General features: G+C 43.8%; 29 protein-coding genes and 1 pseudogene. 11 read left to right on the forward strand and 19 right to left on the reverse strand.

The genetic code is table 11. The features are described 5' to 3' along the window. Positions 1–148 precede the first annotated feature (148 nt). On the forward strand, positions 149–886 hold the full coding sequence (locus tag BFW96_RS18180) for a protein-glutamine gamma-glutamyltransferase (RefSeq protein ID WP_014665152.1): 738 nt from the start codon (positions 149–151) through the stop codon (positions 884–886). A gap of 13 nt (positions 887–899) precedes the next feature. On the opposite strand, the gene BFW96_RS18185 is transcribed toward BFW96_RS18180, so the two are convergent. The 7 genes and pseudogenes from BFW96_RS18185 to BFW96_RS18210 form a co-directional block, all read right to left on the reverse strand. After that, positions 900–1,154, reverse strand: coding sequence for a hypothetical protein (locus BFW96_RS18185; protein ID WP_069840224.1), 255 nt, complete (start codon positions 1,152–1,154; stop codon positions 900–902). A gap of 234 nt (positions 1,155–1,388) precedes the next feature. Next, the gene (locus tag BFW96_RS18190; protein WP_014665154.1) at positions 1,389–1,787 is read right to left on the reverse strand and encodes a secondary thiamine-phosphate synthase enzyme YjbQ; all 399 of its coding nucleotides are present in this window, start codon (positions 1,785–1,787) and stop codon (positions 1,389–1,391) included. After that, positions 1,747–1,880: pseudogene (locus BFW96_RS21595) on the reverse strand (hypothetical protein). Before BFW96_RS21595 ends, BFW96_RS18190 begins: the two are co-directional and overlap by 41 nt. Before the next feature lie 24 nt (positions 1,881–1,904). Further along, positions 1,905–3,569, reverse strand: coding sequence for a glycoside hydrolase family 13 protein (locus BFW96_RS18195; RefSeq protein WP_069840225.1), 1,665 nt, complete (start codon positions 3,567–3,569; stop codon positions 1,905–1,907). Positions 3,570–3,694: 125 nt separating this feature from the next. After that, on the reverse strand, positions 3,695–4,984 hold the full coding sequence (locus BFW96_RS18200; protein WP_069840226.1) for a hemolysin family protein: 1,290 nt from the start codon (positions 4,982–4,984) through the stop codon (positions 3,695–3,697). Between the two features lie 43 nt (positions 4,985–5,027). Beyond that, a complete protein-coding gene (locus tag BFW96_RS18205) occupies positions 5,028–5,705 on the reverse strand; it encodes a zinc metallopeptidase (protein WP_014477803.1) in 678 nt (225 codons plus the stop codon). A 40-nt stretch (positions 5,706–5,745) separates the two neighbouring features. Continuing rightward, positions 5,746–6,009 (reverse strand): YuzI family membrane protein, encoded by a 264-nt coding sequence (locus BFW96_RS18210; protein ID WP_014665157.1) that lies wholly within the window; start codon positions 6,007–6,009, stop codon positions 5,746–5,748. A 46-nt stretch (positions 6,010–6,055) separates the two neighbouring features. Here BFW96_RS18210 and mstX point away from each other — a divergent pair, with 46 nt between their 5' ends. Continuing rightward, on the forward strand, positions 6,056–6,388 hold the full coding sequence (mstX, locus tag BFW96_RS18215; RefSeq protein WP_014665158.1) for a biofilm formation protein MstX: 333 nt from the start codon (positions 6,056–6,058) through the stop codon (positions 6,386–6,388). Beyond that, on the forward strand, positions 6,385–7,371 hold the full coding sequence (gene kbfO / locus BFW96_RS18220; protein WP_040081990.1) for a potassium channel protein KbfO: 987 nt from the start codon (positions 6,385–6,387) through the stop codon (positions 7,369–7,371). Before mstX ends, kbfO begins: the two co-directional genes overlap by 4 nt. On the opposite strand, the gene BFW96_RS18225 is transcribed toward kbfO, so the two are convergent. From BFW96_RS18225 to BFW96_RS18245, 5 genes are all read right to left on the reverse strand, one after another. Then, on the reverse strand, positions 7,368–7,772 hold the full coding sequence (locus BFW96_RS18225) for a YugN-like family protein (RefSeq protein WP_069840227.1): 405 nt from the start codon (positions 7,770–7,772) through the stop codon (positions 7,368–7,370). The genes kbfO and BFW96_RS18225 overlap by 4 nt on opposite strands. A 58-nt stretch (positions 7,773–7,830) precedes the next feature. After that, complete coding sequence (locus BFW96_RS18230) at positions 7,831–8,202, reverse strand: hypothetical protein (protein ID WP_014665161.1); 372 nt, start codon at positions 8,200–8,202, stop codon at positions 7,831–7,833. Positions 8,203–8,260: 58 nt separating this feature from the next. After that, positions 8,261–9,613, reverse strand: a complete 1,353-nt coding sequence (locus tag BFW96_RS18235) for a glucose-6-phosphate isomerase (RefSeq protein WP_069840229.1) — start codon at positions 9,611–9,613, stop codon at positions 8,261–8,263. Between the two features lie 110 nt (positions 9,614–9,723). Continuing rightward, positions 9,724–10,896: an iron-containing alcohol dehydrogenase gene (locus tag BFW96_RS18240; RefSeq protein ID WP_014665163.1), complete on the reverse strand. Its 1,173-nt coding sequence runs from the start codon at positions 10,894–10,896 to the stop codon at positions 9,724–9,726. A gap of 104 nt (positions 10,897–11,000) precedes the next feature. Continuing rightward, positions 11,001–12,164, reverse strand: coding sequence for an iron-containing alcohol dehydrogenase (locus tag BFW96_RS18245; RefSeq protein ID WP_014665164.1), 1,164 nt, complete (start codon positions 12,162–12,164; stop codon positions 11,001–11,003). 230 nt (positions 12,165–12,394) lie between these two features. On the opposite strand from BFW96_RS18245, the gene BFW96_RS18250 reads away from it, so the two are divergent. Then, the gene (locus BFW96_RS18250) at positions 12,395–12,631 is read left to right on the forward strand and encodes a DUF378 domain-containing protein (protein ID WP_003220771.1); all 237 of its coding nucleotides are present in this window, start codon (positions 12,395–12,397) and stop codon (positions 12,629–12,631) included. Positions 12,632–12,707: 76 nt separating this feature from the next. On the opposite strand, the gene yugI is transcribed toward BFW96_RS18250, so the two are convergent. The 3 genes from yugI to BFW96_RS18265 form a co-directional block, all read right to left on the reverse strand. Then, positions 12,708–13,100, reverse strand: a complete 393-nt coding sequence (gene yugI, locus BFW96_RS18255) for a S1 domain-containing post-transcriptional regulator GSP13 (protein ID WP_003228864.1) — start codon at positions 13,098–13,100, stop codon at positions 12,708–12,710. Positions 13,101–13,312: 212 nt separating this feature from the next. Then, on the reverse strand, positions 13,313–14,473 hold the full coding sequence (locus BFW96_RS18260) for an aminotransferase (protein ID WP_014665165.1): 1,161 nt from the start codon (positions 14,471–14,473) through the stop codon (positions 13,313–13,315). Then, entirely contained in the window at positions 14,474–14,974 is a 501-nt protein-coding gene (locus tag BFW96_RS18265; protein WP_009968070.1) for an Lrp/AsnC family transcriptional regulator, read from the reverse strand. A 147-nt stretch (positions 14,975–15,121) separates the two neighbouring features. On the opposite strand from BFW96_RS18265, the gene BFW96_RS18270 reads away from it, so the two are divergent. After that, entirely contained in the window at positions 15,122–15,943 is an 822-nt protein-coding gene (locus BFW96_RS18270) for an alpha/beta fold hydrolase (protein ID WP_040081982.1), read from the forward strand. 26 nt (positions 15,944–15,969) lie between these two features. On the opposite strand, the gene BFW96_RS18275 is transcribed toward BFW96_RS18270, so the two are convergent. Then, positions 15,970–16,230, reverse strand: a complete 261-nt coding sequence (locus BFW96_RS18275; RefSeq protein WP_014665167.1) for a YugE family protein — start codon at positions 16,228–16,230, stop codon at positions 15,970–15,972. A gap of 86 nt (positions 16,231–16,316) precedes the next feature. Here BFW96_RS18275 and patB point away from each other — a divergent pair, with 86 nt between their 5' ends. The 3 genes from patB to kapB all read left to right on the forward strand — a co-directional run bounded on the left by patB (position 16,317) and on the right by kapB (position 19,325). Then, a complete protein-coding gene (gene patB, locus BFW96_RS18280; protein ID WP_069840230.1) occupies positions 16,317–17,480 on the forward strand; it encodes a cystathionine beta-lyase PatB in 1,164 nt (387 codons plus the stop codon). Between the two features lie 126 nt (positions 17,481–17,606). Next, entirely contained in the window at positions 17,607–18,893 is a 1,287-nt protein-coding gene (kinB, locus tag BFW96_RS18285) for a sporulation sensor histidine kinase KinB (protein ID WP_069840231.1), read from the forward strand. A gap of 45 nt (positions 18,894–18,938) precedes the next feature. Continuing rightward, the gene (gene kapB, locus BFW96_RS18290; RefSeq protein WP_069840232.1) at positions 18,939–19,325 is read left to right on the forward strand and encodes a kinase-associated lipoprotein KapB; all 387 of its coding nucleotides are present in this window, start codon (positions 18,939–18,941) and stop codon (positions 19,323–19,325) included. 26 nt (positions 19,326–19,351) lie between these two features. On the opposite strand, the gene kapD is transcribed toward kapB, so the two are convergent. Together kapD and BFW96_RS21980 are read right to left on the reverse strand one after the other, a co-directional pair. Beyond that, entirely contained in the window at positions 19,352–19,969 is a 618-nt protein-coding gene (gene kapD, locus BFW96_RS18295; RefSeq protein ID WP_014665171.1) for a 3'-5' exonuclease KapD, read from the reverse strand. Between the two features lie 75 nt (positions 19,970–20,044). Further along, positions 20,045–20,248, reverse strand: a complete 204-nt coding sequence (locus tag BFW96_RS21980; RefSeq protein ID WP_069840233.1) for a hypothetical protein — start codon at positions 20,246–20,248, stop codon at positions 20,045–20,047. On the opposite strand from BFW96_RS21980, the gene BFW96_RS18305 reads away from it, so the two are divergent. The 3 genes from BFW96_RS18305 to BFW96_RS18315 all read left to right on the forward strand — a co-directional run bounded on the left by BFW96_RS18305 (position 20,151) and on the right by BFW96_RS18315 (position 23,760). Continuing rightward, the gene (locus BFW96_RS18305) at positions 20,151–21,359 is read left to right on the forward strand and encodes a multidrug efflux MFS transporter (protein WP_080488053.1); all 1,209 of its coding nucleotides are present in this window, start codon (positions 20,151–20,153) and stop codon (positions 21,357–21,359) included. The two genes, BFW96_RS21980 and BFW96_RS18305, sit on opposite strands and share 98 nt — an antisense overlap. Before the next feature lie 92 nt (positions 21,360–21,451). Next, on the forward strand, positions 21,452–23,326 hold the full coding sequence (locus BFW96_RS18310) for a transglycosylase domain-containing protein (RefSeq protein ID WP_080478269.1): 1,875 nt from the start codon (positions 21,452–21,454) through the stop codon (positions 23,324–23,326). Positions 23,327–23,346: 20 nt separating this feature from the next. Next, complete coding sequence (locus tag BFW96_RS18315) at positions 23,347–23,760, forward strand: thiol-disulfide oxidoreductase DCC family protein (protein ID WP_069840234.1); 414 nt, start codon at positions 23,347–23,349, stop codon at positions 23,758–23,760. A gap of 216 nt (positions 23,761–23,976) precedes the next feature. Here BFW96_RS18315 and BFW96_RS18320 read toward each other — a convergent pair whose 3' ends face one another. Continuing rightward, entirely contained in the window at positions 23,977–24,534 is a 558-nt protein-coding gene (locus tag BFW96_RS18320; RefSeq protein WP_014665176.1) for a YufK family protein, read from the reverse strand. Positions 24,535–24,539: the final 5 nt, after the last annotated feature.

The raw sequence follows: 24,539 nt of genomic DNA on the forward strand, positions 1-24,539 counted from the left end.
TCCTTCAGGTTTGATACAGTATATATCGGCTGCTTAAAAAAGTTTTAAAATAAAAAATGGAAGAAGTTCTTTTTGGCAGTCTTCAGTCTTTTTAGCTTTCATTGCCCAAGCCCTTTGCATATCTTATAAAAAACAAGGGGGGCTAAACATGATTATTGTATCAGGACAATTGCTCCGTCCCCAGGATATTGAAAATTGGCAGATTGATCAAAATCTGAATCCGCTCTTAAAAGAGATGATTGAGACGCCTGTTCAGTTTGATTATCATTCAATTGCTGAACTGATGTTTGAGCTGAAACTGCGGATGAATATTGTCGCAGCGGCAAAGACACTGCACAAAAGCGGGGCGAAGTTTGCCACTTTTTTGAAAACATATGGGAATACAGCGTATTGGAGGGTTTCACCAGAGGGTGCCTTAGAGCTGAAATACAGAATGCCGCCTTCAAAAGCGATTCGGGACATTGCAGAGAACGGCCCTTTTTACGCATTTGAATGCGCAACCGCAATCGTTGTTATTTATTACTTGGCCTTAATCGATACAATCGGGGAAGACAAATTCGATGCCAGCTTTGACAGAATTATTTTATATGATTGGCATTATGAGAAACTGCCGATATATACAGAAACAGGACATCATTTTTTCCTTGGCGATTGTTTGTATTTTAAGAATCCTGAATTTGATCCGCAAAAAGCCCAATGGAGAGGCGAAAATGTGATTTTACTGGGGGAGGATAAATATTTTGCCCATGGTCTTGGAATCTTAAACGGACAGCAAATTATTGATAAGCTGAATTCATTTAGGAGAAGAGGAGCCTTACAGTCAGCCTATCTTCTGTCTCAGGCGACCAGACTGGATGTTCCGTCTCTTTTCCGCATCGTCCGCTAAAAAGCCCCATCTCCTATTTTCGGGACGATGGGGTTTCAAATGCCTTCCGTTTTCGATAGAAAGGGGCTGTGCCTAAATATTGGTTCGCAGCCCACTCCATTTTTTCAAGGTCATTTCTTGTCACGATTGGATCTAGGCTGCTCCATTTGATAAAGCGGACAAAATAGTAGCCTTTGATAGGAGCCATTGTAACTTTTGAGTGAGGCCAATCTTCAAATACAAACTCAATTTTCCCTCTTTTTTTATAAGAGTATTGAAGAATGTTCATATCTGTCACCTCAGTTTTATCAAGTTACATTCGCAAAACAGTGTCTTCACGTCAGCAGGCCCGTAAAGCATCCGTGTCTGCTCCCTTCAATTTTTAAATCTACATCTGGATTTGCTTTTTGAGATGTCGGGACTGAGATATTCGAATGTCAAGCGCGCCTTCATTACGTGAGACAAGCCCTCCGGCTTTCAGCGCTTATGTCAGCGAAAATGTTTCGTCATAAAAAACAACCTGCTACCCCATGATTTTGATATAACATGTCCGGGTGCGAGGGCCGTCAAATTCGCAGAAATAAATGCCCTGCCACGTTCCAAGAATGAGCCGGCCGTTTTCCACAATGACATGCTGTGAAGCGCCGACCGTACTCGACTTCATGTGTGCAGCTGTATTGCCCTCCATGTGGCGGTCCAGCTCATGTTCCCACGGATATACCTCATCAAACCTTCTGAGCATATCTTTTTTGACGTCCGGGTCGGCATTTTCATTAATTGTAATGCCCGCCGTCGTATGTGGACAGTAAATCAGCGCTGCGCCGCTCGTTACACCTGTTTCTTGAAGAAACGCATCCACCTCACGGGTGATATCAATCATTTCATCTCGTTTGGAAGTCTTGATTTGCAGTGTTTTCAGCATTTGTTTCTCCTTTCGTTTGTCCGCTCTATTTGCTTAATTCGTTCTGTGTTCTTTTTTTCCTGTTAAACCGCTCTCATAAACCTGATAAAACAAAAAACTCCAGTCTAAGGCTGGAGTTTAGCGCCATAGATATATTCTTGCCTCATACGGCTTTAAGAGTATTGATGTCATATGCTTGTGCGGCTCTGTTTCAATATTTGACAAGGCAAGGGCATCTGATGACAATGGCAATCCAGAGTGCTTGAATAACGCCGGTGTTCTTGTCAGGTTGGCTGCAATCAGTGCAGTATGGCTCTCGTTATTTCGAAGATATGCAAAGATTTGCTGATCTTCCGGTAAAATGAGCTCGTATGTCCCGTTGATAAAAACATCATATGTTTGGCGCAGCTTGATCAAGCTTTTGTAAAAATGGTAAACGGATGTATTATCGTTTTTTTGCGCCTCAGCATTCAGCCATTTGTAATTCTCATTGACTCCGATCCACGGCTTGGCCTCAGAAAATCCGGCGTATGGATCTGCGTTCCATTGCATAGGTGTTCGTGAATTGTCTCTTCCCTTTTTCCAGACAACCTTCATCGCGTCCTCGTGTGATGCGCCTTTCGCTATTTTTGTTTCATAGAGGCGTTTCATTGCGACATCATCATAGTCCTCAATAGACGGAAATGCCACGTTCGTCATTCCGAGTTCCTGTCCTTGATAAATAAACGGCGTGCCTTTCATAAGAAAGTAAACAGCAGCCAGCGCTTTTGCACTTTCTTTCAGGTACACTCCGTCGTCTCCCCAGACAGAAACTGAACGGGGCTGGTCGTGATTCTCCATAAACAAAGCATTCCAGCCAATTCCTTCAAGACTGTCCTGCCAGTCAGTTAAAATTCGTTTAAATGAGGCAATATCAATGCTTTCATCGATCTCTACATCCCACAGGCCAAGATGCTCAAATTGAAAAATCATGTTGAATATGCCGTTTTTTTCTCCAGCCCAATCAGCAGCTTCCTTTGCAGAGACGCCGTTTGCCTCGCCGACCGTCATAATCGGATAGCGGGAAAATGTGTTTTCCTTCAGCTCTGTTAACAAATCCATAATGCCGTCAGCATTCATATGATAAGGAAAGGAAGGAACATAGTCCAGTCCCTTTGGATTCGGCATGTTGGGAAGCCCTTCTTTTTTCTTAATATGCGTAATGGCATCCACCCGAAATCCGTCAATTCCTTTATCAAGCCACCAATTGATCATGTCATAAACGGCATTCCTCACCTTTTCATTTTCCCAATTCAAATCAGGCTGTTTTTTATCAAAAAGGTGAAGATAGTACTGGCCTGTCTTTTGATCATACTCCCAAGCCGGCCCGCCGAAAATGCTTTCCCAATTGTTCGGTGCTTTTCCGTTTTTGCCGTCTTTCCAAATATACCAGTCGCGCTTTTCCGAGTGTATAGATGAACGGGATTCTATGAACCATGGATGTTCGTCGCTTGTATGGTTCACAACGAGATCCATAATCAGCTTCATGCCCAGATCATGAATGTCACCAAGAAGCTCGTCAAAATCTGTCATGGTGCCAAAATCGTTTAATATGTTTTGATAATCCCTAATATCATAGCCATTATCGGCATTCGGTGAATCATACAGCGGGCAAATCCAAAGGACGTCAGCGCCCAGCTCTTTTATGTAAGAAAGTTTAGATCTGATTCCTTGAATATCCCCGATTCCGTCGCCATTTGAATCTTTAAAACTGCGGGGGTAAATTTGGTAAACAACCGCTTCCTTCCACCAAGCCTTTTTCATACAGCCACTCCTTCCCAGTGTACCGGTCTTATATATCCTATGTAGAAAAAAGGCTTCACAGCATTGCTTTTTAAGAAATGACTTGATCACACAAAAAACAGCCGTTCGTTCCCGGCTGTTTTTTATCAAAAATCGGTTTTTTTTATCTCGACAAAACGGATGTGATGATCTTCGGCGTCGAGGATTGTAAATTCACAGCCTTCCGCGTGTATGACGTCTCCTGCTTTCAGCTCCATTTTTTGCGTTAAGAGCCAGCCTGCAATCGTATCAATCTCTTCATTTTCAATCGCAATGTCGAGCAGGTCATTTACTTCGTCTATTAACGCCTTTCCATCCATCACATAATGATGCTCGCCCTTTTTCAGGATGTGCGGTGTTTCATCCTGATCATACTCATCGCGAATTTCCCCGACGATTTCCTCGATAATATCCTCGACAGTGACAAGCCCCGCCGTTCCCCCATATTCATCTACGAGAATCGCCATGTGAATCCGCTCCTTCTGCATGCGGATTAACAGCTGCTGAACAGGAATGCTTTCAATGACCCTGATAACGGGCCTCATGATTTGCTCCAGCTTTATCGGCTGACCGAGAAAATAAGCTTTAAACATATCTTTGCTGTTGATGATCCCTAAAATATGATCCTTGTCATCTTTGATGACAGGGTAGCGTGTATATCGTTCATTAATAATGTGATGAATCGCCTCTTCAAGCGACTGCTCAAGAGAGATGACGGCGATTTCTGTCCGCGGAATCATAATCTCTCTCGCTACCCGGTTGTCGAATTCAAAAATTTTATTTACATAGCGGAATTCAGACTGATTGATTTCTCCCTTTTCATAGCTTTCTGAAAGAATCAGCCTTAGTTCCTCTTCGCTGATGACAACCTCATGCTCCTTTACTGAATGAAAGCCAAACAACTTCACAAGAAAGCTTGCAGAGCCGTTTAATGCCTTAATAAACGGGTACGTGATTTTATAAAACCAGATGAGCGGCTTTGCAATCCATAAGCTTACAGCTTCAGCTTTTTGAATAGAAACCGTTTTCGGGGCAAGCTCCCCCATCACCACATGCAAAAAAGTGACGATAATAAATGCAACTACAAATGTGACAATGTGATTAAACGGTTCCGGCATGCCTGTCATTGTAAATAAGGGATGAAGAAAACGTTCAAATGTAGGTTCACCTAGCCATCCAAGGCCGAGTGCTGTAATCGTAATCCCGAGCTGGCAGGCTGATAAATACTCGTCAAGATTGGAGATGATTTTATGTGCGGCCAGCGCCCGGCTGTCACCGCTTTCGATGAGCTGATTGATTTTTGAACCTCTGATTTTGACGATCGCAAATTCCGCTGCAACGAAAACAGCCGTAATGCCAATCAAAACAAAAATGGCGATCAATTGTAAAATAAGCAAAAAAAGCCCTTACCATAAATGGTAAGGGGCCACCTCCTTAACGTTAATTCTCATCACGACCGTTTAAGAAGATCATCACAAAACGAAGAAGTTCAAACAGGGAAACCAGGGCCGCGGCCACATACGTTAAGGCAGCAGCGCTCAGCACTTTATTTACCCCATTTTCTTCATTGTTTCGGATGAATCCTTCTGACACAATAATCTGCTTCGCGCGTGAGCTTGCATTGAATTCGACAGGCAATGTAATCAGCTGGAAAAAGACAGCCGCTGAAAATAATATGATGCCAAGCCCGATCAAATTCAGGCTTCCGAGAAGCATGCCTCCTAAGAAAAGCAAAGGGGCTACACCGGATGCAAAATTCACGACTGGGAAGATTTTATGTCTTATCACAAGCGCACCATATGACTCCTGATGCTGCAAGGCATGTCCGACTTCATGGGAAGCTACGGATATGGCGGAAATTGAGCGGCCGTAATAGACCGGCTCAGATAAACGCACCACCCGTCTTGTCGGGTCGTAATGGTCTGTTAAAGTGCCTCTTACCGGTTCGACCGGCACGTCGTAAAGACCGTTTATATCTAAAATCCGTCTTGCTGTTTCTGCCCCTGTACGTCCGCTTGAGGCTTCCACTTTTGAATATTTTTCAAAGTTGCTCTTCACTTTAAATTGTGCCCAAAACGACAATCCCAATGCGGCTATTGTTAAAAATATAAACAGCATTTTTCATCATCCTTTTTCCATGATCATTTCTCTATTACGATTATTTTAATGAGTTTTCTTTCCCGTGTACAGAAATGCGCTTTTTCTTCCGGCTCGGAGCACACAATCCAATCAGCAAAAAGAACAGACCTGCTGAAAACAAATACAAGGCGAAACTGCCGGCCAGTTCTTTCAGAAAATGAAGCCAGGAGAAGCTGCCGGAAAAGTGATTATATGAGTTTAAATCGAAAATAAACAAAATCACCGCGGATGCCGCAAGCTGCGTACCGATCAAAACCACGATCGTTCTTTGAAAGATCGTCATCTTTTTCATCCTTTTTGTTTTAGTTTATGGAGAAATCCGTTTTTATATGTTTTGTTCATTTTTTGAAAAACATCATCGTAAGTGGGACATACTGTTAGAAAAAAGCACGGGTGTGATGGAAGCTATGAAAGTGACGAGTGAGGAAAAGGAACAGCTGAGCACAGCAATCGACCGGATGAATGAAGGATTGGACGCGTTTATTCAGCTTTATAATGAATCAGAAATTGATGAGCCGCTTATTCAGCTTGATGACGATACAGCCGAGTTAATGAAGCAGGCCCGAGATATGTACGGCCAGGAAAAGCTAAATGAGAAATTAAATACAATCATTAAACAAATTTTATCCATTTCAGTATCTGAAGAAGGAGAAAAAGAATGAAATCAAATCGGATATTTATTTCATGGCTTAGATGGCCGTTATTTATCCGAATCGGGGTTATTATTTTATGTCTGATTCTTTTGTTCGGCCAAATCATTTATATACTTGAGCCGAAGCAGTTTACTTCGGTATTTGAAGGCATTTGGTGGGCTGTCGTTACGGTTTCGACAGTCGGTTATGGAGACTATGTGCCGCACACGCCGCTGGGTCAGGCAGCTGGAATTCTGCTGATTTTGAGCGGCGCAAGCTTTGTCACTGCATATTTCGCAACGTTATCAGCGGCCGCATTCAGCAGACAGCACCGCTATATCGAAGGAAAAGTTGCTTACAAAGGCCGGGACCATATCATTCTGATCGGGTGGAATGAAAAAACAAACCGGCTTTTGAAGGACCTTCAGCTTGCGGCCCCTTCCAAAACAGTCGTGCTAATCGATGAATCTTTAACAGAAGGCCCGCTGATCGAAAACGTCCACTTCATACGCGGGCACGCTGCCGATGATGAGACACTGAAACGGGCCAATATTACCGAAGCGGAATCAGTGATGATTACAGCCGACCAGTATAAAAGTGAAACTGAAGCAGATATGCTGTCAGTGCTGACTCTTTTATCTGTGAAAGGGCTTAATCCCCTTGCTTACTGCATCGTCGAGATTTTGACTGACCGTTTTGTCACCAATGCGGAGCGGGCAGGCGCAAACCAAATCATCGGAACGTCAGAATTTATCAGCCGGGCGATGCTGCAGCATTACCAAGTCAAATTACGGCCGTCGAAACAGCAGAACGGAATTAAGCTGCCACTTGACCAGCATGTAGAGCTTCTTGCTGTTCCTGACGAACTAAAGGGAGCGGCTTACAAAACCTGCGTTCTCTATTTCCTGGATCATAACAAAACAATTATAGGTGTACAAAAAGAGGAGGGGCCGATGATTTCCCCTCCTCTTACATACACGGTACTCGAAACAGACCAATTCCTTGCCATCTAATGCAGCAGAACATCCTCCAATTCTTTTACGAGAGAGGCGCCGATATCCAAAAATGCCGGATCAATTTCCGCGTCCCGCCTTTCCGGTTCGGAAAATTGATTAAACAGTGATTGGAAAGGCCCTCCCTCGGCTTGATCATCAACATCCGTCTGAAACACCTGTCTCAGCATAAACGGCGTTCCGATCCGGACGGCCGCCCCGCGTTCATCGAGACTGCCCTGTACCGCATTGACAGGAATTCTCAAAAATAAATAGCCGTCTCTATCATCAATCTTATAATCAAAGTAGCCATGATCGTATTCCCAGCCGCCGTTTATCACATAACCGAGCGGCTTCATCACTTGTTCCAGTTCTTGAAGCTGAAAAGACTGCCCATCTATCGCTGAAGGTATCGGTATCATCAAAATGCCCCTTTTTCACTTATCCTGTCCTGCCGAACAAGACTTCATTCAGAGGCACCTACATGGAAATCGTTGTTTCTTTCGCGCGTCCAACAAAAAAGAAAGCGCATTCAATTAAGAAGTAAACAGCCATTGCCGCAGCAAGCCCTGCAGCTGAATCCCAAGACACATAAACAACCGTTGCATAGAGTCCTAATTTAGTGAAAAGAGTATGGGTTCGTTTCAAATGCAAAATCCGATGTACCGCATCGGTAAAAAGCGCAAGCGGCAAACCAATGAGAAGAAAGGCGTGGATGAAAAAATGTGACAGCGTGCCGCCAAAGCTTGAAGAAACATCTGTATACACAGCATCAAAGGAGATAAGGATACTTAAAAGAGCTGCAGAAAAGCCGGCAATGATGAGATGTTTAACCACTTGTTTCATGAACATCAGCACCTTTCTGATTTTATAAAAAGCCGACCGGCAATTGCCAGTCAGCTTTCTCACATTAATCTTCCAGACGTTTTTCAAGCTCTGCTTTTTTCTCTTCAAAGCCAGGTTTGCCAAGCAATGCAAACATATTGACTTTGTACGCTTCTACACCAGGCTGGTCAAACGGATTGACGCCAAGGAGATACCCGCTCATCGCGCAGGCTTTTTCGAAGAAATATACAAGGTATCCAAAAGTATATGCATTCAGCTCAGGAATGTTAACGATTAAGTTCGGAACATTTCCGTCAGTATGGGCAAGCATTGTGCCTTGGAATGCTTTCTTGTTAACGAAATCAACCGTTTTACCGGCTAAATAGTTCAAGCCGTCAAGATCGTTATCCGCTTCCTCGATTGTCAGTTCATGTTTAGGTTTCTCTACGTTCAGCACCGTTTCGAATAAATCTCTGCGGCCTTCTTGTACATACTGGCCTAAAGAATGAAGGTCTGTTGAATAGTTGGCTGAAGAAGGATAAATGCCCTTCTCATCTTTCCCTTCACTTTCTCCGAACAGCTGCTTCCACCATTCCGCAAAATATTGAAGCGCTGGTTCGTAGTTGATGAGCATTTCGATCGTTTTGCCCTTGTTATAAAGGACATTGCGAACAACCGCATATTGGTATGCAGGGTTATCTTCCAGTTCAGATGTTGCAAAATCTTTGCTCGCATCCAAGGCGCCTTTCATCATGTCGTCAATGTTGACGCCGCTGACAGCAATCGGCAAGAGGCCTACAGCTGTTAAGACTGAGTAACGGCCGCCGACATCGTCAGGGATAACGAATGATTCGAAGCCTTCTTCGTTAGAAAGCGTTTTTAATGCGCCGCGCTCTTTATCAGTTGTTGCATAAATCCGCGCTTTCGCTTCTTCTTTACCGTATTTCTCTTCAAGAAGCTTGCGGAAAATACGGAAAGCGATTGCAGGTTCAGTTGTCGTACCTGATTTAGAAATGACATTAATAGAGAAGTCAACATCTTCAAGAAGATCCATGACGTCTCTCATATAAGATGAACTAATGTTGTTTCCGATAAAAATGACTTGCGGATTGCCGCGTTTTGCTTTTGGCAAAGTGTTATAAAACGCGTGATTCAGGGCTTCAATCGCTGCCCGCGCCCCAAGGTAAGAACCGCCGATGCCGACAACAAGCAATACATCAGAGTCAGATTTGATTTTTTCCGCGCTTTTTTTAATGCGCCCGAATTCTTCTTTATCATAATGTTCAGGGAGGTCCACCCAGCCTAGAAAATCGCTGCCCGCGCCTGTTTTTTCATGGATATTATGGTGTGCAGTTTTTACAAAGTCCCGCAGGTATGTAAGTTCATGTTCGTTGAAGAAAGTCAACGCTTTTGAGTAGTCAAAGCGTACATGCGTCATTGCTTGTCCCTCCATAACGGTATAATGTTTTCATCTTTCACTTTATATGAACTTATCTGTGAAATCAAGTCAAGAAGAAAGGCGGAATGACTGGATTCCGCCCTTTGGGGTTATAGAGACGCGCGAAGGATGGCAAGCACGTCATCTTTGTTCAGTTTTTGGAAGTTGCCGAAGCCGCCGTGTTCCATTTCCTTGGCTGCGATATCAGCAATCAGCTCAAGCTTTTCTTCTCCGATATTGTAATCAGCAAGACGGGAAGGCGCGCCAAGGCTTGTCCAGAAAGCAGACAGTTTATCGATTCCTTCAAGCGCAATTTCTTTATCTGTTTTGCCTTCCGTATCAATGTCAAACATGTTGAGCATGAGGTTTTTGAAGCGGCCTACGTTTGTATCAAGTGTATATCTCATCCAGTTCGGGAACAGTATCGCCAAACCGCCCGCATGCGGAATATCATACACAGCTGAAACGGCGTGTTCCATTGTATGAGAAGCCCAGTCACCAAAGTAGCCCATTTGGAGCGTGCCGTTTAAAGCGATTGTACCAGCATACAAAATCGTTTCACGAAGCTCGTAGTTTTCCAGATCTTCAAGAAGCTTAGGAGCTGTTTCGATGACCGTCTGCAAAACAGCAAAGCACATTCTATCCTGAAGCGGCGTGTTTTCAACATTGTGGAAGTATTGTTCGAATACATGGCTCATCATGTCAACCATGCCGTATACTGTTTGATTTTCAGGAACCGTGAACGTATTTTCAGGATCTAAAATTGAGAAACGCGGATGAGTCACATTGCTGCCCCACACATATTTCTCGTTTGTTTCCCAGTTTGTAATCACGGAGTCAGGGTTCATTTCAGAGCCTGTTGCAGCAAGCGTTAAAACAGTGCCAAATGGCAGTGCATCCTCCGCTGTTACTTTTTTGCTGAAAATATCCCAAGCGTCACCGTCATATTTGACGCCCGCTGCAATTGCTTTTGTACAGTCAATGACACTGCCTCCGCCGACAGCAAGCAGAAAATCAATGCTATGTTCTCTGCAAAGGCCTATGCCTTTTTCCACTGTCGCAAGTCGCGGGTTCGGCTCAACACCTGACAGCTCATGAACAACAGCGCCCTCTTCTTTTAAAATGCCTGTGACTTGATCATAAAGGCCGTTGCGCTTAATGCTGCCACCCCCATAAACAAGCAGGACATTTTTGCCGTATCGTTTTAATTCTTTTCTTAACTGTTCAAGCTGACCTTTTCCAAAAATCAGCTTTGTCGGATTATAATAAGTGAAATTTTCCATAGTAAAACCTCCAATAATGCTGGCTTAAAAAACAGATTTCCCATTGTAACATAAGTTTGACAAAAAGAAAAAGGGAAGCAGCCAAACGGCTATTTCCCCTTTTTTTATAGAGATGCCTTCAGAATTGACAGCACATCTTCTTTGTTGAGTGATTTAAATTGGCCGAATGTACCGTTAGCCATTGCCTTGTCAGCGATTGTGTCAAGCTGCTCATCATTAATATCATAATCAGCAAGACGGTTCGGAGCGCCAAGGCTTGTCCAGAACGCAGACAGTTTATCGATACCTTCACGTGCGATTTCTTCATCTGTTTTACCTGCTTCTTCAACACCAAACACACGAACTGCAAGCTGTTTCATGCGGGCAGGGTTTTCAGACAATGTGTGTCTCATCCAGTTCGGGAACAGAATTGCCAGTCCCCCGGCATGCGGAATATCATAAACGGCTGATACTGCATGTTCAATATTATGAGTAGCCCAATCCCCTCTTGCACCCATAGAAAGCATGCCGTTTAATGCGATTGTTCCTGTGTACAGAATCGTCTCACGCAATTCGTAATTTTCGAGGTCATTGATCAGCTTAGGCGCTGTTTCAATCACTGTACGAAGAAGTGATTCACACATGCGGTCTTGATACGGCGTGTTTGATACATGATGGAAGTATTGTTCGAATACATGGCTCATCATGTCAACCATCCCGTAGATCGTGTGGTTTTTAGGTACAGTGAATGTATTCACCGGATCAAGAATCGAGAATTTAGGGAATACGAGCGGGCTTCCCCAGCCGTATTTTTCTTTTGTTTCCCAGTTTGTAATAACAGAGCCTGAGTTCATTTCAGAACCAGTCGCAGCGAGAGTCAATACCGTTCCGAATGGCAAAGCATCTTTTGGCTGATGTTTTTTCGTGACGATATCCCACGCATCACCATCATACTTTGCTCCTGCGGCAATCGCTTTTGTACAGTCGATGACGCTTCCGCCTCCGACAGCCAGTAAGAAATCAATGTTGTGTTCTTTACAGATGGCAACACCCTTATTAACAGTCGACACACGCGGATTCGGTTCCACACCTGCTAGTTCATGCACGGTCGCTCCGGCTTTATTCAGCTGTTCGATCACTTGATCATACAGGCCGCTGCGTTTAATGCTGCCGCCTCCGTACACAAGCAATACGTTTTTCCCGTAAGGTTTGAGTTCCTCCGGAAGTCTTTCCACTTCGCCGCGCCCGAAAATTAATTTGGTCGGATTCCAGTATGTAAAGTTTTGCATGACATCTCCTCCTTAGATTTTTTATTATGCAGAATGTCCTCACCACATGTAAAGCAATCAGCTCTCACCGCCCAGCATATCTGATGGTTTTATCTTGCAAGACGCTGGGAAAGAAGCTGATATAAGCGAGGGCAGGCCAGTTTCCCCTCATATGGAGAATGCATGTATAGATTCTCCAATATGTCACAATCTATAACTGTTTTAATAATTCATGGAGGAGGTTGCAAAACATGAGTACCATTCAGAGAATTTGTCTTGTATTAACCATCATTGGCGCTATTAACTGGGGACTGATCGGATTTTTCCAATTTGACTTAGTAGCGGCTATTTTCGGCGGCCAAGGGTCAGCCCTTTCCCGAATCATTTACGGACTTGTCGGAATCGCCGGCTTAATCAACCTCGGTCTGCTATTTAAGCCAAACGAGGAAAGATCACGTGAAGAAGCAGCAAATCCTGAAATGCGATAGGATATCAATACGCTGAAATAGGATTTTGCATGAAAGCAAAAGCACCGAACATTCCTGTCCGGTGCTTTTTTCATACTTATTTTTTGATAAGGTCTTTGCGGTTGGACATTTCGATCCACTCTTCAAGCTTATCTTTTAATGTGTTGAAACCTTGTGGTGTAGAAGCTTCTTCGCTTACTTGCGCAGCTTTAGGTTTTCTTGGTTTGCTTTCTTTTTTCTCAGGCGCAGCTTGTGTCGCACGAATTGAAAGGCTGATTTTGCCTTTTTCTTCATCAACAGCAAGTACTTTTACTTGTACTTCGTCGCCAACTGAAAGGTGCTCGTTGATATCTTTTACGAAACCGTGAGTCACTTCAGAAATGTGTACTAAACCTTGAGTTTCTTCATCTAATGCAACAAACGCACCATACGCTTGTAATCCTGTAACTTTACCAGTGTAAACACTGCCCACTTCAAATTTTGCTGCCATTCATAACAACTCCTAAGTTAAATTAAATATCTGTTTATACGCAATTTAAAATTATATCACACATGTCTTATTTTCGCAAAGAAATCTTTTTTATAAAAAATCAGGTTTGCGCACTGCAAAAAGGGGGTAAACTGAAAATACCAAAGGCTTTCTAGTATTCCCCCCTTTTATTGGATGCGAACAAAAGGTTCGTATCTTTTTTTATGTTGTTTTTATGTTGTTTTGTGGAGGAAGCGTTTCATTCTGACTAACGCTTCTTGAAGCTGTTCAATCGAGGTTGCGTATGAACAGCGGATATATCCTTCACCGCTCGGGCCAAACACGCTTCCCGGAACAACTGCCACTTTTTCCTGCGTCAGAAGCTCTTCTGCAAACTGTTCTGAGCTCATTCCCGTGCTTTTAATGGATGGAAAAGCATAGAAAGCGCCGCCCGGGTGATGGCAGCTGAGACCAATTTCATTGAGAGATTCTACAAACAGATTCCGTCTTCTTCGATAGCTTTTTTTCATTTTTTCTACGTCTTCCATGCCGTTCTTCAGGCCTTCAAGGGCGGCAAACTGCGCCATTGCGGGCGCGCACATCATCGCATATTGATGAATTTTAAGCATTGCATCCCGAAGCATGGATGGTGCTGCAGCAAAACCAAGCCTCCAGCCCGTCATCGCAAATGCTTTTGAAAAGCCTGAAATGACTACCGTCCGTTCCTTCATTCCCGGTAATGCCGCTATACTTGTAAATTCCTCATCATATGTCAGCTCCGCGTAGATCTCGTCGGCTAAGACAATGACATCATGTTTTTTGGCAAACTCAGCAATCGCATTCAGCTCTTCCTTCGAATAAACCGAACCTGTCGGATTCGATGGTGAGCAGATGAGAATGGCCTTTGTTTTTTCAGTGACTGCCGCTTCAAAATCAGCGGCCGTTGCTTTAAACCCTTTGTCTGCTGTTGTATGAACATGAACCGGGATACCGCCTGCCAAAGAAACAAGCGCATCGTACGCCACAAAACATGGCTCAGGTATGATGACTTCCTCACCTGGATTCACAAGGGCACGGATCGCAATATCCAAAGCCTGACTTGCCCCTACTGTCACAATCAGCTCATTATCTGGCGAGTAGCTAAGGTCAAACCTGTTGCTCAAATAACGGCTGATTTCCTCTCGCAATGAGTATAAACCGGCATTGGCCGTGTATGACGTATATCCTTGTTCAAGAGAGAGAATGCTTGCTTCACGGACATTCCACGCGGTAACAAAATCAGGCTCTCCGACACCTAAAGAAATGACGCCTTCCATCGTTGCCGCCAAATCAAAGAATTTGCGGATGCCTGATGGTTTTATTTGTTGTACATAGTCTGATAAATACGAAGTCATTTACGGGGACACCACGATTCTTTTGTCGTCGTCTCCTGTTTCAAACACTTTGCCGTCATGCTTGTATTTTTTCAGGATAAAATGGGTTGTCGTAGATACAACGGAATCAAGCGTTGACAGTTTATCTGAAACAAAACGCGCTACGTCAGACATCGAATTGCCGCGAATCACGACAGACAAATCGTACACGCCTGACATCAGGTAAACTGATTCAACCTCTTGGAATCGGTAAATACGTTCCGCCACTTCATCAAAACCGACTCCCCGCTTCGGCGTTACTTTGACGTCAATCATGGCCGTTACGCCCTCATGTCCGTCTACTTTTCGCCAGTCAATCATAGCGGAATAATCGATAATAACCTTTTCTTTCTCCAGTTTGTCAATAATCGTTTTTACTTCATTTACAGGGATGCCCGCCATCTTCGCAATGGTTTCTAAATCGGCGCGGCTGTTTTCGTCTAAAATTTCTAATATTTCTGTTTCTTTTTCTGTCAACTTCATTTGATTCACACCTTTGCAATGTCAAGAAATCTCATGACATTATATCACGTTTTTTGACGAATGCTAAGAAAAAACGAGGAGAAACTTCCTCTAGAATTGACAATTTCAGGGCACAATACAAACATCAAAAAAAGGGAGTGACACAGAATGGAGGCGGTTTCACCAATAAGGCGGTTTACGGTCGATGGAGTCAATGTATACTACGAACATTATCAAAATCCTGGCAGGCAAACGCTGGTCTGCGTACACGGTTTTTTATCGTCTGCTTTCAGCTTCAGAAAAGTAATCCCTCTCCTTCGGGACAAGTACGATATCATCGCGCTTGATTTGCCTCCTTTCGGCCAATCTGAAAAATCAAGAACGTTTATCTATACCTATCAAAACCTCGCAAAGCTTGTCATTGGGATTTTGGAGCACTTGCAAGTGAAACAAGCTGTGCTTATCGGACATTCTATGGGCGGACAAATATCATTGTCTGCTGCTCTCCAAAAGCCGGAGCTTTTTTCAAAGGTTGTGCTGCTTTGCAGTTCAGGATATTTAAAACGCTCACATCCAACGATCATTTTCGGGACCCATATTCCGTATTTTCATCTATATATCAAGCGCTGGCTCTCGAAAGAAGGCGTGATGAAAAATTTATTAAATGTTGTGCATGACAAATCGCTGATTGATGAGGAGATGATTGACGGCTATGGCAGACCGTTTCAGGACGAGCAGATTTTCAAAGCCATGACAAGGTTTATCCGCCACAGAGAAGGAGATTTAGAACCCGAACAATTGAAGAGAATGAACAAGCCTGCATTATTGATTTGGGGCGAGGAGGATCGAATTGTCCCAATGGAGATCGGTAAACGGCTGCACGCGGATTTGCCTAATTCCGTGCTATACTCATTTAGCCAAACCGGACATCTGGTGCCTGAAGAACGGCCTGAGCTTGTTTCCGAACACATTGCTGATTTTATCAAATAGAAAAAAACCGGTGCTGAACCGGTTTTTTAAAGTGTGCAGGAGCTGCTGTTTTTAATGTATAAAAGCTGGCCAGCCACTTCCCGGCAGCTGTCGATCGGCAGCGTTTGTTCAAAAGAAGTTTCAAATATATGCTGAATGCGTTTCGCCAGCAGGGCGGGGTCGTCTTCATCATAGACCGCCTGCACGACATCAACTGCCTCCGTTTCGTAAAACTCTTCACCATATTTAAACGGGTCCCATTTGGCAATGATCTTGATCATTTCCCCCACCGCTTGACTTTCTTCCATATTCATCACCGCTTATAATAAAATTTGCAGTTCTATCTTATCATAGTGAAGCTTAGAAAAATAAACATACATGAGGAGGTAACAGAATGAACTTTGATAAACGAGAAGAACGCCTTGGCACCCAATCGGTCAAATGGGACAAAACAGGCGAATTATTCGGCGTGACAGACGCACTCCCGATGTGGGTGGCGGATATGGATTTTCGCGCGCCGGAAGCGATAACTGAAGCATTAAAAGAGCGCCTTGAACACGGAATTTTCGGTTATACAGCTCCGGATCAAAAAACGAAGGATGCGGTGTGCGCATGGATGCAAAACAGGCACGGCTGGAAGGTGAATCCGGAAAGCATCACATTCAGCCCGGGCATTGTAACGGCTTTGAGCATGGCGGTACAAGCTTTCACGGAGCCTGGCGATCAAGTCGTTGTACAGCCTCCAGTTTATACGCCTTTTTACCATATGGTTGAGAAAAACGGCCGGCACATTTTACATAATCCTTTGCTAGAAAAAGACGGCTCATATGCAATGGATTTTGACGATTTGGAAACGAAGCTTAGTGACCCAAGCGTTACATTGTTTATTTTATGCAATCCTCATAACCCTTCAGGTCGTTCATGGGGCCGTGAAGATTTGCTGAAGCTGGGCGAATTGTGTCTTAAGCATGGCGTCACAGTTGTATCCGATGAAATCCATTCCGATTTAATGCTGTACGGACACAAACACACGCCGTTTGCTTCGCTCTCTGACGATTTCGCTGATCTTTCCGTGACATGTGTTGCGCCAAGCAAAACATTCAATATCGCCGGATTGCAGGCTTCGGCAATCATGATTCCCGATCGCCTGAAGCGCGCCAAGTTTTCTGCAAGCCTGCAGCGCAATGGTTTAGGCGGATTAAACGCGTTTGCCGTCACTGCAATCGAAGCCGCATACTCAAAAGGCGGGCCGTGGCTTGATGAATTGATCTCTTACCTTGAGAAAAACATGACCGAAGCGGAAGCCTTTTTGAGCTCCGAGATGCCGAAGGTCAAAATGATGAAACCGGATGCATCATACCTGATCTGGCTCGACTTTAGCGCTTACGGCTTGTCCGACACAGACCTTCAGCAAAGAATGCTAAAAAAGGGAAAGGTTATTCTAGAGCCCGGGACGAAATACGGGCCTGGCGGAGAAGGATTTATGCGCCTAAACGCGGGATGTTCTCTCGCAACCCTGCAGGACGGCCTGCGCCGCATCAAAACCGCATTATCATAAATATAGCTCTGAAACGCCTTTACGTCTTCATTCGTAAAGGCGTTCTTAATAAAGGAATTTTATATTTTACTTCTAATATTTAGTGTTATAATAGATTCATATTTTATACGAAAGGATTTCACACGAATGGAAATTCTAAAAGACTATCTCCTGCATATCTGCTTTATTTTGTTTCCTATTCTTCTTTACCAAGTGTTTTGGCTTGGAAAACCTGCGATTCTTGTGCCAAAAATAAACAGCGGTTTGGTCACGCTCTTCGCCTGCGGCGCCTCCGTTTTATGCATTCTTTTCCCGATTCATGAAATGGACTACATACAATACGGCCTTCAGATGATTCCCGTTATCATTTGTTTATTTTACATTAGCACCGCTTCCGGACTCACAGTCGCCGCATCTGTCCTATGTTTTGAACTGCTTTTTTACGAACCTTCCGCAATATTTGTTTTCACTTTGCTGCCTTTTCTTATCATTATCCCAATCCTATTTCAGAAAAAATGGCCATTTATGTCCAAAGCGAAAAAACTACTGCTGTCTTTATTGATCAGCTGCTTGGAGATTTTCCTATTTTTCGCCTCCAGCTGGATTCTTTCCGCCTTAAATATTTTAAATTTTCAAAAATCAGGAATTTTCGTTTACGAGGCGGTAGTCTCAGGGCTTTTCCGCTCCAGTGTTCTTCTATTAAGCATCTATATTATCGAAAGCATCGCCGAAAATATCGCCTTGCGCTCACAGCTTATCCATTCTGAAAAAATGACGATTGTGAGCGAACTGGCAGCGAGCGTCGCTCATGAGGTCAGGAATCCTTTGACAGTTGTCCGCGGGTTTATCCAGCTGCTTTTTAATGACGAAACCCTGCAAAACAAGTCGAGTGCGGATTACAAACAGCTTGTACTGTCAGAGCTTGACCGGGCACAAGGCATTATCACAAACTATCTCGATATGGCGAAACAGCAATTATATGAAAAAGAGGTTTTTGATTTATCTGCCCTTATTAAAGAGACAAGCAACCTTATGGTGTCGTATGCCAATTACAAGTCAGTAACCGTCGAGGCTGAAACAGAACCGGACCTTTTGATATACGGGGACGCAACAAAGCTAAAGCAAGCTGTCATCAACCTGATGAAAAACAGTATTGAAGCGGTTCCTCACGGGAAGGGGATGATCCGCATATCGGCCAAAAGAAACGGCCATACGATCATGATTAACATCACAGATAATGGGGTCGGGATGACAGACCATCAAATGCAAAAACTCGGCGAACCTTATTATTCCTTAAAAACAAACGGAACGGGACTCGGCCTTACCGTAACCTTTTCCATTATTGAACATCATCACGGGACCATTTCATTTAACAGCAGCTTTCAAAAAGGCACTACGGTGACAATTAAGCTTCCCGCTGATCTTCCTCACTAGCAAATCGCTTGGAACTTTAATAGAATAAATGCGAGGTGATGACAGATGAGCACGTTTGAGACAGGCTCTATTGTTAAAGGATTTTACAAAACAGGTGTATACATAGGAGAAATTACGGCTTGCAGGCCGCAGCATTATTTAGTGAAAGTAAAAGCGGTTCTTACCCACCCCGCCCAAGGAGACCTTCATCATCCAAAACAGGCGGATGTGCCGTTTTTTCATGAGAGAAAAGCGCTCGCAAATGGTGAACAGACCAATATCCCCCACCATATGGTGAAGCCATATGATGGTGAAGTGCCGGATTATACAAAATCTCTGCGGGAGGCGACAGCACAGCTGAGAGCCAAATTGAATGAGGATGGTTCGGAGTGGGCAAAGCGCTCCCTACATAATCTGGACACTTTAGAAAAAGAATATTTCAATCGGCCATAACCCAGTCTGACAAAAGATTGGGTTTTTTACGTCGCGCGCTTGAACAGTTCGGTTAAATCGATTCTTTCGCCAATTGTGGGCGGTTTTGGCTTTTCGAGATACTGCTTATCCTGCTCAACAAGCTTAAAAAGTTTATATGCTGTGAGAGCATCATCAAGCGCTTTATGATGGGTGCCGGTTCCGGAATCTCCATACTCTTCAGCAGCTTTCCATAAACCCGTCAATGTTCGGTCTCCAAAAAAGTTTTTGTATTCAAGCGATAAATCTCTCATTTCTCCCTTAAACGGGAATGGGATATGGTTAAACATACAGTTTTGCTTCAGCACTTTCATATCCATGTTTCCCCACGTAATAATTGTGCTGTTTTTCTCAGGATCAAGCTCGTTTAGTTTACGGATGAGATCCTCGAATCTTATTCCTTCGTCTACCTGTTTTTGGGTGATTTTTAAAAATGTCTTGCAGCGTTTCGTAAGCTTCGGGAACTTTTTCGGTCTCACATAGCTAGAAAACGTCTCAACTACTTCATCATCAATCGACTTTACAATTCCGGCTTCAATGATTTCCGGGAAGAAGTTTTGCGGACTGTACTTTCCGTCGGGCATTGTAAATTCGAAGTCAATAATGAGTAAGCTGTTTGTCGTCACCTTTTTACACCTGCCTTTCCTCCGATCAGAAAATGCTATCTTTATAGTATATCAATTCCCCTTCTCGACATTTCTTCATTTTCTAAAAATAATGAATTTTCCCAGCCGCTTTGTTTCTTTTAAAATATGAATCGTTTCTTTATAATTAGTAAGGAACCCGAAATAATAAGAAGGTGATGTTATTTCTACCCGTAAGAAAAACTTTGTCATTGTGTGGCTGGCGAACTTTTTTGTTTCCGCTAGCACTACGATGATCGTTCCTTTTCTCTCCTTATACATTGAGTCGCTCAGCTCTTTTTCAAACGGCTTTGTGCAAAGATGGAGCGGCTATGTGTTCGGCATTACATTTCTCATGGCGTTTTTGGTATCCCCGTTTTGGGGACGGTTCGGAGACAAACGCGGATACAAGAAAATCCTTATGGCAACCGGAACAGGCATTGCCCTCAGCATTTTCTTAATGGGCTTTGTTACATCGGTGTACCAATTGTTTTTTCTGCGTATGGCAATGGGTCTTGTAACCGGATTCATCCCGACATCTCTTGCGATGATTTCGGCACAGACTCCGAAGAGCTCAGCCGGCAAAACACTTGGCACGCTGCAAATGGGGCAAGTGTCCGGAAGCTTGTTCGGCCCGCTTTTGGGAGGCATGCTTGCTGATCGTTTCGGCTTTACGTATACCTTTTTTATCACATCCTTTGTGATTTTCTCATCTGTTCTTCTCGTATTATTTGGCGTCAAAGAAAAACCTCTTGCAGAGAAAACAGCCAAACGTACGTCTTACTCGAGAAAAGAAGTGCTCTCCTATATTTTTCACCAGCCGGCGCTGTGGGTCATGATGCTGTTAACCATGCTGATCCAAACTGGCAATTTCAGTATCCAGCCGCTGCTCGCTTTATATGTAAATGAGCTGCACGGGCCTGTCAATCTTGCCTTTTTCTCCGGCATGGCATTTTCAGCAACGGGACTCGGAAGTTTGCTTCTGGCTAGAAAATGGGGTGATCTTGGCGACCGCTACGGCCACCGCCGCATTTTAATCGGACTCTTGCTTGCCGCTTCTTTCTTTTTTATTCCGCAGGCGCTCGCGTCCTCACTCAGCGTTCTCCTTGTTTTCAGATTTTTGTTTGGAATGGCGATGGGCGGTTTGCTGCCATGCATCACGGCAGCGATCCGCGTTCAGGCCCCCGGCAGCATTCAAGGAGAAGTTCTCGGCTACAATGTCAGCTTTCGCTTTTTAGGAAACGTGCTCGGGCCTCTTCTCGGCGGAATCATATCGAGCCATTTTACGATATCAGCCACCTTTTATGTCACAGCGTTTCTCTTTTTCGCCGGCGCCTGTATGCTTTGGATCATGCCGAAACTCCAGAAGGATTCCTATGCCAAAGCAAGCTGATTCCGATAAAAAACTGAGGAATCTTCTAAATTTAACCTTCTCGTAATCTCAAAAGAATGGTACGATATGGCTAGAATTTAGGAGAAAAGAGAGTGACCATGTTACGAAAAATAATCGGATGGATTTTGCTCCTTTGCATAATCCCATTGTTTGCATTTACAGTTATCGCTTCCGGAAAAGAAGTCAAACAAATGAAGTCCCTGGATCAGGTGCTTGATAAAAATATTAATCTGAAAGATATCAGCCTTGTTCAGAACAGCTACATGTATGACAGGGACGGCTCCCTTGTCTCGGAAATCGTCAGCGACCACGAAAACCGCGTGCTCGTTCCATTTGACAAGATTCCCGAGGAAGTCAAACAGATTTTCTTAACATCTGAGGACAAACATTTTTACGAGCATAAAGGCTTTGACTTTATGGGAATGGTGCGGGCAACTGCTTCTAACGTAAAAGACAAGAAAATTGACCAGGGTGCCAGCACCATTACACAGCAGCTTTCAAGAAACTTGTATTTGAGCCACGAACGCTCCTTCAGCCGCAAGCTGACAGAGCTCGCGTATTCCTATCAGCTTGAGAAAAAGTACACGAAAAATGAAATTCTTGAAGCTTACTTAAATACTATTTATTTCAACAATGGTGTTTACGGCGTCGGTTCAGCGGCTCAATTCTATTTCAGCAAACCGTTGAAATCTCTCACAGTGGGAGAAATGGCTTTTATCTGTGCTATACCTAATAACCCTACATTATATGATCCTCTCAAGCATTTTGACTACACGAAAAGCCGTCAAGAACGTTTGCTTAAAGGGCTAAAAGATGCCGGGGTCATTACAGACAAAGAGCTGAAAAAAGCCGTCAAACAAAAAATCAAACTGGATGTTGAAAAAAGAGAAGACAAATATCCTGACTACGTTTCCTACGTTAACGATGAATTCACTCAGCTGGTGTCTGAATCAGAAGGCTTTGATAAACGCCTTCAGAAAGCGTCAGGAAAACAAAAAGAAAAAATCGAGAATGAGCTGTCCGCAAGAGTCAGCACTCTGATGAAAGACGGCGTGAAAATTTATACTGCACTTAATCCGTACATGCAAAATCAAGTTGTGGCACAAATGAATTCTAAGCTCCCGTATGCGGGCGTGCAGGGCGGAGCGGCTGTGATTAATCACCAGACGCATCAAATCATTGCTCTGTCCGGCGGGAAAAACTATCAAAAATATGATTTTAACCGTGCCTACCAGGCATACAGACAGCCGGGTTCATCCATTAAGCCGCTTCTTGATTACGGCCCTTATATTGAACAGACCGGAGCGACAGCAAGCAGCACCATTGATGCCAGCAAGTTTTGCAGCAAAGATTACTGTCCGCAAAACTACAATAACCGCACGTACGGCACAGTAACGCTTGATACGGCGTTTAAAAATTCTTATAATACACCGGCCATTAGAATGCTCGACCGCGTCGGCATCCAAAAGGCATTCAGTTATATTGAGCCGTATCATTTTGCCAAACTTGTCAACAGCGACTATCTTCTTCCGGCGGCGCTTGGCGGATTTACAAACGGCATGACGCCTCTTGAGATGACAAAGGCTTATACGACATTTGGCAACAGCGGAAGCTATACGCCGAGCCATGCGATTACAAAGGTGACAGACCTTAAAGGAAAAACGCTTTATAAATGGAATGATAAAGCGACTCAAATATTCAGCGTACGCACGAACATGCAGCTGAAAAAACTGATGTCTTCCGTTGTGAAAAGCGGAACAGGGAAAAAAGCATATTTCAATGCGCCTTACATCGGCGGTAAAACCGGTACGTCAAATGATTATCACGATATGTGGTTTGTCGGCCTGACAGATACGTATACAATGGGGGTTTGGGTCGGAAAGGATACACCGACCAGCGTTGAATATCTTCACAGCATCAGCCCTCAGCTTTCCATCTGGAAAGGAACGCTGCAAGCGGCATATTAAAGGATCGGAGGGGATCTCGGGTGACTTCAGAACAAATTCCAAATCGCGTTTTGCTGTTTGACGGCGTCTGCAATTTATGCAATGGCGCCGTGCAATTTATCATTAAACGTGATCCGGACGGATTGATTTCTTTCACATCGCTGCAGTCGGAAACAGGACAAAACCTGCTGAAAAAAAGCGGGCTTCCGACTGATCGGTTTGACAGCTTTGTCTTTATTGAAGATGGCCAAGTGTACACAAAATCAACTGCAGCCATTAAGGTTTTCAGGCATCTGCGGGGCACATGGCGGCTCTTCGTCCTGTTTTTCGCCGTGCCGAAGCCTGTCAGAGATATGGTCTATTCTTTCATTGCCAAAAACCGCTATAAGTGGTTTGGCAAAAAAAATGAATGTATGCTCCCCTCCCCTTCTATTAAAAAAAGATTTTTACCGTAAATAAAAAAATGGCTAGGAAGCTAGCCATCACAGATTGTCGACAAAAACCTAAAACGGTTCGTTTTAGGTTTTTGTCATCTTATCAGCGAGATCGGAGCAGATTTTCACAGGATGTGATGATTGCGGATTCCAGACGCCGTTTCATTGCGTATAGAGTACCGAAGCGTAAGTCTGACCGCGAATGCAAGAGTTTGCCGATACGCAAAAATGGCTAGCTTACACAGGTAAGCTAGCCATTATGCTATTATAAAGCTTGATAAATATGAACAGAATACCGATAACAAAGGTAAACCAAAACAGCAGTTCCAATAGAATAAATCCGATTAATGACATGAGAGAAAGCGTCGAATAAATCCGGTATACAGTAAACACAAAGTAAGCCAGTGTGACGACCGCAAACCAGATCACAATCCATATGACGTTTTGCAAGAGCACAAAGGATAAAATCCCGCCGCCCAAATAAATCATGGAACCCATTCTGAGCTTTTTCAGGTTGTTCCCTTCCGGATCATTAGCAAAAAACAGCAATGACAGCTCAGTCACGGTATTTGCTATCAATTTCAGAGCGGACAGAACCATAAAATATAAAAGTGCAAAGGCAGCAAATAACGCAAGCCTGATCCCTTTCTCTGAAAAATAATCGAGCATTCCATCGTACATTCCAAATGAAGACAGCATCTTCAACGCATAAAGTGAAGTTGAGATGGATAAGGACGAACTAAAAAGCAGGATCGCAATCAGCGGAAAATATCCTGTCAAATAAGTATTTTTCATATAAA

Origin of the sequence: Bacillus sp. F56 (genome assembly GCF_001748205.1) — a bacterium.
Classification (GTDB): Bacteria; Bacillota; Bacilli; order Bacillales; family Bacillaceae; genus Bacillus; species Bacillus stercoris.

Bases quoted from the DNA above. Each gene is read 5' to 3' on its own strand.
- mstX (WP_014665158.1), top strand. From the start codon at position 6,056: ATGTTTTGTTCATTTTTTGAAAAACATCATCGTAAGTGGGACATACTG.
- BFW96_RS18180 (WP_014665152.1), top strand. From the start codon at position 149: ATGATTATTGTATCAGGACAATTGCTCCGTCCCCAGGATATTGAAAAT.
- BFW96_RS18205 (WP_014477803.1), bottom strand. From the start codon at position 5,705: ATGCTGTTTATATTTTTAACAATAGCCGCATTGGGATTGTCGTTTTGG.
- BFW96_RS18245 (WP_014665164.1), bottom strand. From the start codon at position 12,164: ATGCAAAACTTTACATACTGGAATCCGACCAAATTAATTTTCGGGCGC.
- BFW96_RS18185 (WP_069840224.1), bottom strand. From the start codon at position 1,154: ATGAACATTCTTCAATACTCTTATAAAAAAAGAGGGAAAATTGAGTTT.
- BFW96_RS18250 (WP_003220771.1), top strand. From the start codon at position 12,395: ATGAGTACCATTCAGAGAATTTGTCTTGTATTAACCATCATTGGCGCT.
- BFW96_RS21980 (WP_069840233.1), bottom strand. From the start codon at position 20,248: ATGTATAAGGAGAGAAAAGGAACGATCATCGTAGTGCTAGCGGAAACA.
- patB (WP_069840230.1), top strand. From the start codon at position 16,317: ATGAACTTTGATAAACGAGAAGAACGCCTTGGCACCCAATCGGTCAAA.
- BFW96_RS18210 (WP_014665157.1), bottom strand. From the start codon at position 6,009: ATGACGATCTTTCAAAGAACGATCGTGGTTTTGATCGGTACGCAGCTT.
- kapB (WP_069840232.1), top strand. From the start codon at position 18,939: ATGAGCACGTTTGAGACAGGCTCTATTGTTAAAGGATTTTACAAAACA.
- kbfO (WP_040081990.1), top strand. From the start codon at position 6,385: ATGAAATCAAATCGGATATTTATTTCATGGCTTAGATGGCCGTTATTT.
- BFW96_RS18230 (WP_014665161.1), bottom strand. From the start codon at position 8,202: ATGTTCATGAAACAAGTGGTTAAACATCTCATCATTGCCGGCTTTTCT.
- BFW96_RS18320 (WP_014665176.1), bottom strand. From the start codon at position 24,534: ATGAAAAATACTTATTTGACAGGATATTTTCCGCTGATTGCGATCCTG.
- BFW96_RS18240 (WP_014665163.1), bottom strand. From the start codon at position 10,896: ATGGAAAATTTCACTTATTATAATCCGACAAAGCTGATTTTTGGAAAA.
- BFW96_RS18275 (WP_014665167.1), bottom strand. From the start codon at position 16,230: ATGGAAGAAAGTCAAGCGGTGGGGGAAATGATCAAGATCATTGCCAAA.
- BFW96_RS18265 (WP_009968070.1), bottom strand. From the start codon at position 14,974: ATGAAGTTGACAGAAAAAGAAACAGAAATATTAGAAATTTTAGACGAA.
- yugI (WP_003228864.1), bottom strand. From the start codon at position 13,100: ATGGCAGCAAAATTTGAAGTGGGCAGTGTTTACACTGGTAAAGTTACA.
- BFW96_RS18270 (WP_040081982.1), top strand. From the start codon at position 15,122: ATGGAGGCGGTTTCACCAATAAGGCGGTTTACGGTCGATGGAGTCAAT.
- BFW96_RS18195 (WP_069840225.1), bottom strand. From the start codon at position 3,569: ATGAAAAAGGCTTGGTGGAAGGAAGCGGTTGTTTACCAAATTTACCCC.
- BFW96_RS18260 (WP_014665165.1), bottom strand. From the start codon at position 14,473: ATGACTTCGTATTTATCAGACTATGTACAACAAATAAAACCATCAGGC.
- BFW96_RS18225 (WP_069840227.1), bottom strand. From the start codon at position 7,772: ATGATACCGATACCTTCAGCGATAGATGGGCAGTCTTTTCAGCTTCAA.
- BFW96_RS18190 (WP_014665154.1), bottom strand. From the start codon at position 1,787: ATGCTGAAAACACTGCAAATCAAGACTTCCAAACGAGATGAAATGATT.
- BFW96_RS18235 (WP_069840229.1), bottom strand. From the start codon at position 9,613: ATGACGCATGTACGCTTTGACTACTCAAAAGCGTTGACTTTCTTCAAC.
- kinB (WP_069840231.1), top strand. From the start codon at position 17,607: ATGGAAATTCTAAAAGACTATCTCCTGCATATCTGCTTTATTTTGTTT.